We start from the raw sequence: 13336 nt of genomic DNA, 5'->3' as shown, positions 1-13336 counted from the left end.
CTGATTCTCGGGTCGGCGCCGTTGCGCCACGCGGCAGAAGGGGGTGAACGTCGCCATCGCGTTCTGTCGCCGATGGGAGGACAATGGAGATCTGGTTGACAGGTTCGTACGCACCTCCAGGAGCAGGCGATGATGCACAGCCACCGAACGTTTTCGCACTTGCTGCACGAGATGGGTGAGCAGTCCTTCGACGACCACCGGGTGCGCCACGCGGCCTGGGTCGCGCGGTGGGTGGGCCGCGGCGCCGCCGCTCCCCTGCAGCCAGGGGACCTCGCGACCCTCGCCGATCGTCTCGAGCCCAGATCGCTGCCCGCCGGATCGGTGATGTTCTCGGCGGACCTACCGCCGGACGGGGTGTGGATCGTGCGGCGGGGCCAGGTCGAATTGTCCGTCGAGTCGGGCAAGCAGCGTGCGGTGGTCGGCATGCTCAGTCCCGGCGATGTCGACGGCGATATCGCACTCCTGCTGGTCATGCCCGTGGCCTACACCGCGCGCACACTCACCGACGTGGAGTGCCTGTACCTGTCGCAACGCGACTTCGACACGCTGCTCGCCACCCACCCCGAGCTGGCGCGACGCTGGCTCTCCAGTGTGGCGCAACGGGTTTCGACGGGTCAGGCCCGGCTGATCAATGTCCTCGGCCGTCCGCTCCCGGTTCAGGTGGCCCAATTGCTGCTCGACGAAGCCGTCGACGGGTCGGTGCGGCTGGACCAGCGCACGCTCGCCGCCATGCTCGGTGCGCGAAGCGCGTCGCTGCACAAGGTTGTCGAGGAATTCGAACGACACCGGCTGATCACTGTCGGCCCGGCGAGCGTCGACATCGACGATGCCGAGGGATTGCGGCAGCTCACAGCGAAGATTCTCAATCCCTGACCAGCCGACGATCAGCGATATCCGGTCATGCGGAAACCTTTCTTCGATTAACTATTAGGAGCAAATATCTAATAGCGGATAATGATATTTCCGCACCTTTGGAATAGCGATTTCAACCACGAAATGGTGAGAGCAAGCTATATTTTTTGAACATCACTTTGCGGTTCGACAACCCGTCACACCGCTGCTCTACATTTCCTGGAGATCGCCATGAGATCGACCTCGACCCTGTTTCGTGCCGGCTTTCTTACCCCGGTGGCCGTCGCTACCGTCTTTTGTCTGGCCGCACCGGTCAATGCCGCCCCCGTCAGCGTGAACTGGAGCTGCCGGGGCACAGTCCTCGGTATCGGCCAAACCTCCAACATGAACACCTCGGTCACCGGCACCGCGCCGAGCTCGGCAGCGTCGGGTTCCGCGGTGGCCATCACGATCACACCCGGAGCCTCGTCGGTTCCCAGTTCGGCGTCCGGTTTCACTGTGAACAACATCAGCAACCTCAAGATGACCATTCCGACCCCGGCGAATTCGACGCTGGTCTCGGCCACCGCCTCCGGGGGTACCGTGGCAGGAACCGTCGCCACGTCGGGTGGAAATGTCGTTCTGACCGTGCCTGGCCCGATCGCCGGCGGCACCAGCTTCACCCCGCCCGCGGTGACCGTCAACGTCACCGCGGGCGCCGCCGGAACGTCGATCACCAGCAAGTACGCGGGGACCAGCTACACCAGCCCCGGCATGACCATGACGACCAATGTCTCATTTGTCGGCAATGTCGCTACCTCGTGCTACCCGAACCTATCCCCGACCCTGACCACCACCACTGTCATCTGAGCCACTGACGGGTGCCACGGGGTGACCGGGTTCCGATCCGGCGGCCCGTGGTGAACGCACCCGGACCGGGTTGCCTCAGCAGCCCGGTCCGGTTCCACCCGAGCCGGGCCGGCAAACCGCCGTTTCCGATAGTGGTTGCGCTGCTTCATGTTTGGTGCCCTGAAACCACTTCGACCGAATAATCCGATGCGCACTTCACCGCGGCCGGTCTGTCGTACAGTGCATGTCCGGCACAGCCACGGCCGCTTCGACGGCCGGAGCGGCGCCGCTTTCGTGATGGTCGTCAGCCGCTTTCGGCTGCCGGTCGATCGATGGTGCAGGAGGTGACTTCTGCTGAGCGGTTTGATGTTTCAAGTGATCGATGGGAAAGCCCGTGTGCCCGACAACAAGCGAACCCGCCCGGATCTCGGTCGAGCTCAAAAGGGCACTGGAGTTCTATCACGGAACCGTCGAGGATCTGATCCGCGAATTGATCAGAGTGCTCGGCGTGAACGAGACCGATCGACGAGCACTGGAGATCGTCCTGCTCGAGGACGAGAAGTCCACGACGCCGGGAAGGCTGGCCGAACGGCTCGGCCTCACCGCGGCCGGCGTCACGATCATGCTCAACCGGCTGGAAAAGCAGGGCTACATCGCGCGCTCACTGCACCCGACCGATCGCCGCCGCGTAATTGTGATGGCCACCGAACTCGCGGCCCATCGCGTCCAGGAACTCGTCGTACCCATGATCGTCGAGAGCTACAAGATGCTGCTGAGCTATTACGACACCGCCGAACTCGAAATAATCGCCGATTTCCTCACCCGCGCGGGCGAACTGCAAAGAATTCATCGGCAACGGCTGCGCGACGTGGACCCCTACTCGAGACCATGAGAATCTCGATCACATAGCACCGCACTGCTCGCGATTCGATATTCGGCAGAACTGCTGGAATTCGACGCCCGAACCTCCGCCGCTGATTCCCCGCGGTCGGCACATCCCGAGGGAGAAAGCAGGAGTTTGATGCACACCGCCGGCAATAGCGACGACCCCATCGTGGGGCCGACCATCAATACTGGACCTGGGCCCCGGAATTCCAGGCGGCGCGGCGTGCAGGCCGCGGCGCCATCGCCCGATCGGCTTCGGCGGCGGATGTCGTGTGTGGGCGTGGCGGCTGCGTTGGTGACCACGGCGATCGGGATATCGATCATGGTGCGGACGGATTCGAGCCTGCCGGTGCGGGCGAACAATGCGGCGGCGTTCCCGGGCGAATCCACCACACAGCATTTCGGCAACAGCGCCGCCCGCGGCCGATCCAATGTGACGACTACCGGCACGACATATGACGCACCGAGCCAGATCCCCGCACCAGGTGACGTCTCGGCCGCCGACACGGCTACCAATACCGGGACGACCCGACCTTCCGCCGATTCCACCGACGACGCCCCGAACACGCCCACTCCGACGGAAACGACGACAGCCGTGCCGACGGATCCCTCGCCCACAACCCCGCCGGTCGCGTCGCTGAACGCGAGTTTCTCTGCCACGGCGAGTGTTTCGGTTCAGGACACGTCGAGTGCGCCGGACCCGGGTACGGTCACCCCCACTTCGATACCCATGGTGACCGTCACCATGACTCCGACGGACACATCGACGGTCACGGTGACAGCCGGTCCGCGCACGGTGACGGTATCGGCTGCTCCGTCGACCATCACCGTCACTGCCGACCCGACCACCACAGTGCCGATCACCACGACAACGGCACCGACCGAACCCACGACGACCACGATTCCGGCGAGTTCGACCACGGCATCGACGGTGTCCACGACGCCCTCGGCGCCGACAATCACATCGACGACCAAGCCCCCGCCGCCGACGAAGTCGGCGCGTCCGACTCCATCGATCGCGCACCCACCGGCTACATCTTCAAAGGTGGCGGCCGCGAAATAGGCACGCGTGCCGAAGAGGCACGGCATGGTTGCGCCGTAGGGCAGAGCCGGCCACCTACTCGGTAACGCTTGCGCCGGCCGGGGCCGTGGGGATGGCGTTGTCGACGAGGACGACGGCGATGGCGGCGGCCGTGGCGAAAGTGTCGGACTCGAGGACTTGGTTGCGTGCCGAGGCGCCGTCCAGGAGCAGTGCCAGTTGCTCGCTGAGCTGTTCGGGGTCGGTGCGCCGCCCTCGCGAGCAGTTTCGGTGAGCCGCGCGGCAAACGCCTTCTTGTAATCACGGGCGTGGACGCGAGCTTGCGGAACCACAGTGATCTGAGTGCGCCGGCCGGTGCCGTCATCTGCGGCCCGATCCGCAGCGGCACCCGGCCGCCGTCGAGGTCCGGCTTTCGGCGGGCTTCGCACGCGGAGTGCATCGACGTCGAGTATGCGAGGGTGGAGGGCATGACGGTAGAACGGTTCGAGGTCCAGCGGCATGTCACCGCGTCACCCGCAGAAATCTTCACGCTGCTGTGCTCGCCGGAAGGGCATGTGGCCATTGACAGTTCGGGCATGCTGCAATCGGCGGAAGGGAAACCCGTCACCGGTGTCGGCGACGAGTTCGTCGTGCACATGGACCGGGAGTCGCTCAACGACCTCCCGATGGGCAGATACGACGTGACCGTGATCATCACCGAATTCGAGCAGGACAAGCAGCTCGAGTGGACAATCTCGGGCACCATCAAGCCGCCGATCGAGCACCTGTACGGCTATCGCTTGGAGCCCACCGACACCGGGACACTGGTCACCTCGTACTACGACTGGAGCAAGATCGCGCCCCGCTACCGTGAAGCGGCCATCTTCCCGATCATCCCCGAGTCGGCACTGCGGGCCACCCTCGGCATCCTCGCCCGCACCATCCAGAAATAGTTCCGCATGGTCAGGCTGTGTCGAGCGGCTCGGGCGCCCGGTCAGCTCGCACAGCCGACCAGGCGTCCGAGCTCGGCGACGGTAACTCAGTACCCTCGGTGCCGGAAAAGGCCGACGAGCCATGGGTGCCCCCGCCTGGCCTGTCAGCGGGCGATGGCCAGGTACTGCATCTCCTGGTACTCCGCCAATCCGGTGCTACCACCCTCTCGTCCGAGCCCGGACGACTTCATCCCGCCGAAGGGTGCGGCGGGGTCGGAGATCACGCCGGTGTTCACCCCGACCATGCCGGTCCGCAAGTTCTCGGCGAATTCCAGGGTGTCACCGAGGTTCTCGCCGAACACATAGCCTGCCAGGCCCGCGTCGGTGTCGTTGGCCAGGTGCAGTGCCTGTGCCGGGTCGGTGAACGTGCGGATCGCAGCCACAGGGCCGAAGACCTCCGAACTCCAGAGGCGGCTTCGGGTGTCGACGTCGGTCAGCACCGCGGGCCGCACGAAATGACCTGGTCTGTCGATGTCGGGACCCACCGTGTGCAGGTGTGCGCCACCGTCGACCGCTTCGTCGATCAGGGCGGTGATCCGACGCACTGCCGCCCCGTCGATCACAGGTCCGAGGCGAGTGGATCGGTCGAGGCCATCGCCCAGCGGCAGCGCGGAAACGGCGGCGAGGAACCGTTCGGTGAACTCCGCCGCCAGCGCTTCGTGGACCAGGAAGCGGTCGGCGGCGACGCAGGCCTGCCCGGCGTTGCGCAATTTGGCGAGCACCGCGCCGCCGACGGCCTTGTCCAGGTCGGCGGACTCCAGGACGACGAAGGGTGCGTTGCCGCCGAGTTCCATCGAGACCCGCAGGACTCCTTGCGCCGCTTGGGTAAGCAGGGTGCGTCCGACCGCGGTCGAGCCGGTGAAGGTGAGCTTGCGCAGCCGCCGGTCGGCGATGATCGGCGCCGATACCAGTGGCGCGCGCGAGGTCGTCACACAGTTGACGACGCCTGGCGGCACGCCGGCTTCCACCAGGATCCGCATGAATTCCAGTGCGGTGAGCGGGGTTTGGGGTGCGGGCTTGAGCACGACGGTGCAGCCGGCGGCGAGTGCGGGGGCCACTTTGCGAGTGACCATGGCGAGGGGGAAATTCCACGGGGTGATCGCGAAAACCGGGCCGACCGGCTGTTTCCGGACCGCGATGCGGCCGCCGCCGCTCGGCGCGCGGAAGTAGGCGCCGCTGCCGCGGGTGGCTTCCTCGGCGAACCAGCGCAGGAATTCGGCGCCGTAGCCGACTTCGCCGCGCGCCTCGGCGAGCGGTTTGCCCATTTCCAGGGTGATCGTGCGGGCGATCCGGTCGGTTTCGGCATGCAGCAGGCCGAACGCGCGCAGGAGTATGTCGCTGCGGTGGCGCGGATCGGTGCCCGCCCAGTCCGCCTGCGCCGCGGCCGCGGCGTCCAGCGCGGCGATGGCTGTCGCCTCGTCGCCGTCGGCGACGGTCGCGATCTGGGCGCCGGTGGCGGGGTTGTGCACGGGCATCGTCGTGGCGCTGTCCACCCAGTCGCCACCGAGGAACTGGGCGACCGGCAGGTCGGTATGGGTGGATGTCATCGTGTCTCCATGTCCGGTGCGAAGACGATGACCTGACGCACGGCCGCACCGTCGGCGAGCTGATCCATGGCCTGGTTGAGGTCGTCCAGTCCGATGCGGGCGGAGATCAGTTTCTCGACCGGCAGCCTGCCTGCCCGCCACATCTGCTCGTAGCGGGGGATATCGCGTGCCGGTACAGCCGAGCCGAGGTAGCTACCGACCACGGTGCGGGCCTCGGCGGTGAACATCAGCGGTGACAGTGTCACGGTGGCCGACGGGGCGGGCAGGCCGACGGTGACGGTGGTGCCACCGGGGGCGGTGGCAAGGAAGGCGGTTTCGAACGCGGCCGGGTGGCCTGCGCACTCGATCACATAGCGCGACCGGATTCCTTGCGCGGCAACCTGTTCGGGTGTGTATGTTTCGGTGGCACCGAGGTCGCGAGCGGCCTCGAGCTTGGCGGGCAGGCGATCGACCGCCACGATGCGCCGCACCCCGATCGCGGTCGCGGTGAGCAGTGCGGCCATGCCGACACCACCCAGCCCGACCACCATCAGGTCGTCCTCGGGCCCCGGGTCGGCGACGTTGAGCACGGCACCGCCGCCGGTCAGAACCGCGCATCCCAGCAAGGCCGCCACCTCGGGCGGCACATCACGGCCGACCACGACGACCGACGCTTGGTCGATCACCGCGTGCGTGGCGAAGCCGGAGACGCCGAGATGGTGGCGCACGGGCTGTCCGGCCCTGGTCAGTCTGCCCGGATGGTGCAGCAGTTCGCCCGCCGTGTTGGCCCGTGTTCCTTCGGTGCAGGGCAGCGCTCCGCCGCGGGCGCACGCCGCACACCGCTCGCAGCGCGGCAGGAACGACATGACCACCCGGTCACCGACGGCCACATCGTCGACCTGTTCGCCGAGCGCCAGCACGATGCCCGCGGCTTCGTGCCCGAGCAGCATGGGCAGCGGCCGCGCCCGATTGCCGTCGACCACACTGAGATCGGAATGGCACACCCCGGCCGCTTCGATCCTGACCAGCACCTCGGTCGGGCCGGGTTCGTCGAGTTCGAGGTCGTATACCCCGATGGGGCGCGACGACGCGAAGGGCCTCGGCCGGTCGGGCTGGTCGAGGACCGCGCCACGGATGTGCATCAGATCTCCGCCTTCTCGTACTCACCCAGGAGTCCGGACAGGTAGCGCAGGTGATCGCCGGTGTCGCCGAGGGTGTGCTCGATGGTGGTGAGCCGGGCGGTGTAATGGCCGACCGGGTATTCGGCGGTCATCCCGATGCCGCCGTGCAGCTGGATCGCCTCTTGGCCGATGTGCTTGCCGGACAAGTCGATTCGCCGTTTCGCGCGGGAGGCTACCGTCGGATCGACGATTCCGTCGGCCAACGACATCGCCGCGTACAGGCTCATGCTGCGGGCCAGTTCCAGCGAGACATACATATCCGCCGCCCGATGGGTGAGCGTCTGGAAGGTGCGCAGGGCGACGCCGAACTGCTTGCGGGTCTTGAGATATTCGGTGGTCAGGCGCAACGCCTCGGCCATCGCACCGACCGCTTCGGCACCAAGCGCGGCTTGGGTGGTGATCACGGCTTCGTCGATGATCGCACCGGCGTCGAGGCTGCTGCCGAGCAGTTCGGCGGGCGCACCACGGAATTCGATGTCGGCGCCACGGCGGCCGTCGTAGGTGCGGTAGGCGGTGCGCACGACCGCCGCGTCGCGGGCATCGACGAGGAACAGGGCGGTCTCGCCGGTGGGTACCACGGCCGAGACGATCAGCCGGCCGGCCCGATCACCGGAGGACACAGGGCTTTTGCGACCGGTCAGGGTCCACCGGTCACCGCTGTCGACGGCCAGGGTCGCGCACCGCGCCTCCGGCCAACGGACGCCGGGTTCGGCGTGCGCGAAGGCGAACAGCTGCTCGCCGTCGACGATGCCGGGAAGCAGGGCCGCGCGCTGGTCCGGCGTGCCGGCCCCGCCGATCACGAGCGCGGGCAGCAGAGCGCAGTCGAAGACCGGTTCCGGCGCCAGCGTGCGGCCGAGTTCCTCCATGGCGAGCATGGTTTCGATCGGGCCGCCGCCGATGCCGCCGTCCTCGGCCGGCACGGTCAGCCCGAGCAGGCCGATCTCGGCGAAGGCCGCCCACACCTTCGAATCCCAACCGGGATCATCGGCGATCACTTCGGCGCGGCGTTCGTGGGTGTAGTGGCGGGTCAGCACGCTACGGACGGTGTCGCGCAGCAGGGTCTGCTCAGGGGTGAAGGTGAAATCCATGGTGGTTGCTCACAGTCCGAGAATCGTCGAGGCGATGATGGTGCGCTGGACTTCGCTCGATCCGCCGTAGATCGAAGTCTTGCGGTAGTTCAGGTATCCGGCGATGGTGCGGCGCGCCCAGTCGTCGGTCTCCCCCACCCTGGCGACGGCGGCAGGGCCTGCGATGTCGACGAGCAGTTCGGTGACGGCCTGCTGCAGTTCGGTGCCGCGCAGTTTGAGAATCGAGGAGACGGGGTTGGGGGCGCCGTCGCTCGAGCTCGCCGCGACCCGCAGCTGCACCAGCTCCAGTGCCAGCAACTCGTTGTCGAGGTCGGCGATCCGCGCCGCGAAGGCCGCGTCGTCGAGGAGGGTGCCGTTGCCGAGCCTGGTCCCCGCGGCGTATTCCTTCGCCAGTTCCAGCCGGACCTTGGTCTGTCCGACCGCGGCGATGCCGGTGCGTTCGTTGCCGAGCAGGAACTTGGCGTAGGTCCAGCCGTGGTTCTCCTGGCCGACCAGCTGATCGGCCGGGACGCGCACGTTCTCCAGGAACACTTCATTGACCTCGAAGCCGCCGTCGATCAGTTCGATCGGGCGCACTGTCACGCCGGGGCTGTCCATGGGGAACAGCAGCATCGAGATGCCCGCCTGCTTCTTCGGCGCGGCGGGGTCGGTGCGGACCAGGCAGAACATCCAGTCCGCGCTCTGGGCGGCGGTGGTCCAGATCTTCTGGCCGTTGACCACGTATTCGTCGCCGTCACGCACCGCGACGGTGCGCAGCGAGGCCAGGTCGGATCCGGCGTCGGGCTCGGAAAAGCCCTGGCACCACCAGATGTCGAGATTCGCCGTCGCGGGCAGGAACCTCGCCTTGAGCTCCGGCGAGCCGAACTCGGCCAGGACCGGGCCGATCATGTTGGTGTTGAAGGTGAGCGGCTCCGGCACCGAGGCGAGCTGCATTTCGTGATGCCAGATGTGGTGCTGCACCGCCGACCAGCCCCGGCCACCCCACTCGACGGGCCAGTGGGGTACTGCCAGCCCGGCGCCGTTGAGGATGCGCTGGTTGGCGACGTAGTCGTCCTTGCTCAGCTCGTGCATGTGCCGGTGCTGCTCGCGGATGTGTGCGGGGATCTCACGGCGGAAGAAGGCACGCAGCTCGTCGCGGAAGGCGAGCTCGTCCTCGGTGAAGGCCAGTTGCATGGTCCCGTATGTTACATAGAGTTCCTCGTGTATCAAATTAGAGGCAGGGATCCGGCACATGAGTACTTCCTTCGCGACGTCCCGATTCCGCACCGGCCACCGCGGCCAGCGCGGTCGGCTCCTCATGGCCGCACGGAAAGCCTTCACCGTGCACGGCTATCACGGCACCACCATGGACACGGTGACCGCCGTTCTCGATGTCACCAAACCCGTGCTCTACCGGCACTTCTCGACCAAGAGTGAGCTCTACCTCGCGGTGATTCTGGACTACCTCGACGAGCTCACGGACAGGTTGCGCATCATCGACGGCGCGGCGGGCTCGGACTTCGACCGGGTGCGCCGCACGGTGGGGGTCCTGTTCGATCTCGTCGGATCCGGACCACACTCCACCCTGGAGCTGGTTTTCGGAGCCGGTGCGGTCGGCGACACCGCGGTAGAGGCCCGGATCGCCACTGCCACTACCGAATTCGTCGCGAACCTGGCCGATCATCTGCACCCCGGCGACAGCGGTCAGCATCGAACCCGCCTGCTCGCCTACGGCCTCATCGGGGCGACCGTGGCGGCGGCCGGCGAATGGCACCGCATGCGGCGACCGATTCCGCGACAGTCGGCGCTGGACGCCATTGCCGGGTGGTACTGCGCGGGCGTGCGGGAGACGATGAGCGGCAACGCCGCGTAACAGGCGCGAACGCGTCGGCGTTCGTCAGAGACGCGCCGCCGCGGGTACGCCTACGCCCGCAACAGGGCGGCTTGGACGCGGCTCAGCCGTTCCACGTCACCTTGGAAACCAGCCACCGCGTCGTTGTACAGGAACGCTTCCCACAGCCGGACCAGGGCGTACGCGAGAGTGGCACGGTCGATGGGCGGCCGATACCCCTGGTCCTCGGCACGTTCGAGCAGACCTTCGACGATCGAGACCGCCGCCGGGTGCACCACCCCGTCGCTGCGGGTGATCACGCGCAATGCCGCCGTGGATTCCTGGTCGAAATAGGCGCGCAGCGAACCGTCCTCGACCAGCCAGTGAATGGCCTGGTCGAGGATCTCGGCAAGCCGTTCCCCGCCGGTCGCGGTGCTACGCCGTTCGGCGTAGGCGACCATCCGTTCCAGCTGGCGCGCCAAGGCCGCGCCGAGCAGCCCGTCCCGGGAGCCGAACCACCGGTAGATACTGGTGCGGCCCAGACCGAGTTGGGCGGCAATGGCATTCGCATCGACCCGTTTGCCTGCCAGGAATGCCGCGACCGCCGCGTCCAGCACGTCGTCACGGCTGGCCGCGGCCGGGCGCCCAGGCGCTCGAGTTCCTTCGGTGCGTGCCACGCCGACAGCATAGGGCGCGGTACGTGTGTGACCGCGCACGCGCCGCGGCTCGGCTAGCGTTTGCGGCCGACGCCGCCGACGATGCAGTTGCGGACGTCGTTGAGCGGAGTGAGGTGCGGGCCGTCGGACCACCAGTCGTCGCAGCGGACCAGGCCGGGCTCGACCATCTCGAGATTGCCGAACATGGCCTGGATTTCATCGCGGGTGCGGAAGCGGCCGCTGCCCATCGGGCTGTGAATGAACTTCTCTTCCATCTTCCTGGCGAGTTCGCTGTGTCCGGGGGTCTCCGGGTCGTGGAAGTGGGCGATCGCGACGAACGAACCCGAAGGCAGGGCGTCGATGTAGGTCTGCATCAGGGCGGGGCCGTCGTCACCCAGGTAGTGGTGCAGGGTGCCGATGTGGAACAGGGCAATGGGGCGGGTGAAGTCGAGTTCGCGGCGGACCGTCTCGTTGCCGAGGACTTCCAGCGGGCGGAAGATGTCGGCTTCGGCGATGCGGGTGCGGCTGTTGCTGGCCAACAGCGCCTGCGCGTGCACGAGGACCGAGGGGTCGTTGTCGACGTAGACGACCTTGGACTGGGGGTTCACCCGCTGGACCACCTGGTGGGTGTTCTCCGCGGTGGGCAGGCCCGATCCGAGGTCGAGGAACTGGTCGATGCCCGCCCTGGCCAGGAATCGGCAGGCGCGGATCAGGAAATCACGGTTGGCCCAGGCCAGATCGTTGACCTGCGGCGCGACCGTGCGCACCTGGTCGAGCACCTCGCGGTCCACGTCGAAGTTGTCTTTGCCGTTGAGTGCGGCGTCGTAGACCCGCGCGATACTCGCGCGGGTGGTGTCGACCCCGACCGGCACAGCGCTGGGGTAGGCAGCAGAAGAATGCGACATCGGTGACGCCTTTCGGGCAGGGAGCCGACTGGACGATTTCAGCCTAGAGCATCGGTTACGTTGGTAGACAACCTATTCCGACACCGTTCTCGCGCGGTTGCCGAACCGGGTAGCTGGAGTACCCGTATCGGTGGGCTCCTATTCACGCCGACCTTCCGGTCCCACGATCAGCGCATGATCCAGATGCTCAAACCTTCGGTGCCCGATGCGGGGACGGGCCGGCGTTCGATCGCCGTGCTCGTCGTGATCCTCACCGCCCAGTTCATGACGGTGCTCGACGGTTCCATCGTCAACGTGGCCATCCCGTCCATCCGCTCGAACCTCGATACCGGCGGGGCCGCACTGCAATTGATCGTCGCCGGGTACGTCATCGCGTACGCGGTTCTGCTGATCGGCGGCGCGCGGCTCGGTGATCGCCGCACGCAGCGACGCACGTTCATCGCGGGCCTGGCGGTGTTCACGCTGACCTCACTCGCCTGCGGGCTGGCGTGGAACGAGATGTCGCTCATCGTGTTCCGGTTCGGCCAGGGTGTCGGCGCGGCCGCGCTGGCGCCGCAGGTGATGACGCTGATCCAGCGCACCTTCGCCGGAGCGGCCCGGGCCAGGGCGCTTGGCGTCTACGCGGCGATCGTCTCCGGTGGCTTGCTGGCGGGCCAGATTCTCGGTGGGTTGATCGTCGACGCCGATCTGGGCGGAACCGGTTGGCGTGGGGTGTTCCTGGTGAATGTGCCGATCGGGCTCGCGCTGCTGGTGCTGGCGCCGCGCGTACTCCCGGTGGCCGTGGCGCGCACCGACCGGACGGTCGACGGGCTGGGCTTGATGACACTCACGACCACCGTGCTGTTGCTGGTCGTGCCGCTGGTACTCGGCCGTGAGCTCGGTTTTCCGCTGTGGTCGTGGTTGTGTCTCGGCGCGGGGGTGCTCGGACTCGTCGTGTTCGTCCAGGTCGAGCGCGCGGTCGCCGCACGCGGCCGTGATCCACTGTTCGCGCCGCAGGTCCTCGCGGCGCCCGGGCTGCTCGCCACTGCCGCGACGCTGTTCCTGGTGATGGGAACGTTCGGTGGGTGGCTGTTCGTGAGCGCGATCCACCTGCAGAGCGACCTCGGGTACGGCGCGCTGCGGGCGGGCCTGCAGTTCTTGCCGATGGGCGCCACATTCGCGGCGGCGGGACTGTCCTGGCAGCGAGTCCCGGCCCACCTGCACTCGAGGATGATCCCGCTCGGGCTGGTGGTGAGCGCGGTCTCGCTGGGTTGGCTCGCCTGGCTACTGGGCGAGGGCGCGGACATCGGACCTGCCGCGTCGGTCGCGTTCGCGCTGTTCGGTCTCGGCAACGGGTTGGCGTTCAGCCCGTTGATGACGCGGGCCCTCGCCGCGGTGCCCGTGACGGTCGCCGCCGATGCCAGCGGGATTCTCGCCACCAGTGTGCAGCTGGGAACGGTGGTCGGGATCGCCGGCATCGGGTCGGTGTTCTTCGAACTCGAGGCGACGAACGCCGTGGTGGTCGCCCACCTGCTCGGCATGGCGACGGCGCTGGTGGCCGCCGGGGCGGCCGCGGTTGCCGTGCACCGGATCCGCCGCTGAGCGCGGGCGATCGC

Annotated in this window: 13 protein-coding genes; 6 read left to right on the top strand and 7 right to left on the bottom strand. The window is 67.4% G+C overall.

Features of this window, described 5'->3' with window-relative positions:
• The first annotated feature begins 132 nt into the window (after window positions 1–132).
• The 3 genes from ACQHI0_RS10395 to ACQHI0_RS10385 all read left to right on the top strand — a co-directional run bounded on the left by ACQHI0_RS10395 (window position 133) and on the right by ACQHI0_RS10385 (window position 2572).
• Window positions 133–873, top strand: a complete 741-nt coding sequence (locus ACQHI0_RS10395) for a Crp/Fnr family transcriptional regulator (RefSeq protein WP_427909127.1) — start codon at window positions 133–135, stop codon at window positions 871–873.
• 210 nt (window positions 874–1083) lie between these two features.
• A complete protein-coding gene (locus ACQHI0_RS10390) occupies window positions 1084–1701 on the top strand; it encodes a hypothetical protein (RefSeq protein ID WP_427907727.1) in 618 nt (205 codons plus the stop codon).
• Between the two features lie 361 nt (window positions 1702–2062).
• Window positions 2063–2572, top strand: coding sequence for a MarR family winged helix-turn-helix transcriptional regulator (locus tag ACQHI0_RS10385; RefSeq protein WP_427907726.1), 510 nt, complete (start codon window positions 2063–2065; stop codon window positions 2570–2572).
• 668 nt (window positions 2573–3240) lie between these two features.
• Here ACQHI0_RS10385 and ACQHI0_RS10380 read toward each other — a convergent pair.
• A complete protein-coding gene (locus ACQHI0_RS10380; protein ID WP_427907725.1) occupies window positions 3241–3654 on the bottom strand; it encodes a hypothetical protein in 414 nt (137 codons plus the stop codon).
• A gap of 417 nt (window positions 3655–4071) precedes the next feature.
• Between ACQHI0_RS10380 and ACQHI0_RS10375 the strand changes: the two genes are divergently transcribed.
• On the top strand, window positions 4072–4536 hold the full coding sequence (locus ACQHI0_RS10375) for a polyketide cyclase (protein ID WP_427907724.1): 465 nt from the start codon (window positions 4072–4074) through the stop codon (window positions 4534–4536).
• 143 nt (window positions 4537–4679) lie between these two features.
• Here the strand turns inward: ACQHI0_RS10375 and ACQHI0_RS10370 are convergent, their stop codons facing one another.
• Genes ACQHI0_RS10370 through ACQHI0_RS10355 form a run of 4 tightly spaced genes read right to left on the bottom strand, consistent with a single transcriptional unit; the run spans window position 4680 to window position 9543 of the window.
• A complete protein-coding gene (locus ACQHI0_RS10370; protein ID WP_427907723.1) occupies window positions 4680–6122 on the bottom strand; it encodes an NAD-dependent succinate-semialdehyde dehydrogenase in 1443 nt (480 codons plus the stop codon).
• Window positions 6119–7243 carry an alcohol dehydrogenase catalytic domain-containing protein gene (locus tag ACQHI0_RS10365; protein ID WP_427907722.1) on the bottom strand — a complete coding sequence of 375 codons (1125 nt, stop codon included), beginning with the start codon at window positions 7241–7243 and terminating at the stop codon, window positions 6119–6121. The genes ACQHI0_RS10370 and ACQHI0_RS10365 overlap by 4 nt, the downstream gene beginning before the upstream one ends.
• Entirely contained in the window at window positions 7243–8370 is a 1128-nt protein-coding gene (locus tag ACQHI0_RS10360; protein WP_427907721.1) for an acyl-CoA dehydrogenase family protein, read from the bottom strand. The genes ACQHI0_RS10365 and ACQHI0_RS10360 overlap by 1 nt, the downstream gene beginning before the upstream one ends.
• A gap of 9 nt (window positions 8371–8379) precedes the next feature.
• A complete protein-coding gene (locus ACQHI0_RS10355; protein WP_427907720.1) occupies window positions 8380–9543 on the bottom strand; it encodes an acyl-CoA dehydrogenase family protein in 1164 nt (387 codons plus the stop codon).
• A gap of 58 nt (window positions 9544–9601) precedes the next feature.
• Between ACQHI0_RS10355 and ACQHI0_RS10350 the strand changes: the two genes are divergently transcribed.
• A complete protein-coding gene (locus ACQHI0_RS10350; RefSeq protein ID WP_427907719.1) occupies window positions 9602–10222 on the top strand; it encodes a TetR/AcrR family transcriptional regulator in 621 nt (206 codons plus the stop codon).
• A 50-nt stretch (window positions 10223–10272) separates the two neighbouring features.
• On the opposite strand, the gene ACQHI0_RS10345 is transcribed toward ACQHI0_RS10350, so the two are convergent.
• Window positions 10273–10857: a QsdR family transcriptional regulator gene (locus tag ACQHI0_RS10345; protein WP_427907718.1), complete on the bottom strand. Its 585-nt coding sequence runs from the start codon at window positions 10855–10857 to the stop codon at window positions 10273–10275.
• A gap of 53 nt (window positions 10858–10910) precedes the next feature.
• Window positions 10911–11741 (bottom strand): SAM-dependent methyltransferase, encoded by an 831-nt coding sequence (locus tag ACQHI0_RS10340; protein ID WP_427907717.1) that lies wholly within the window; start codon window positions 11739–11741, stop codon window positions 10911–10913.
• Between the two features lie 174 nt (window positions 11742–11915).
• Between ACQHI0_RS10340 and ACQHI0_RS10335 the strand changes: the two genes are divergently transcribed.
• Window positions 11916–13322, top strand: coding sequence for an MFS transporter (locus ACQHI0_RS10335; RefSeq protein ID WP_427907716.1), 1407 nt, complete (start codon window positions 11916–11918; stop codon window positions 13320–13322).
• Window positions 13323–13336 lie beyond the last annotated feature (14 nt).

Source organism: Nocardia sp. FBN12, assembly GCF_050320175.1.
GTDB lineage: Bacteria > Actinomycetota > Actinomycetes > Mycobacteriales > Mycobacteriaceae > Nocardia.
The sequence above is the reverse complement of the archived record's forward strand: the minus strand, read 5'-3'. Positions and strand labels throughout refer to the sequence as shown.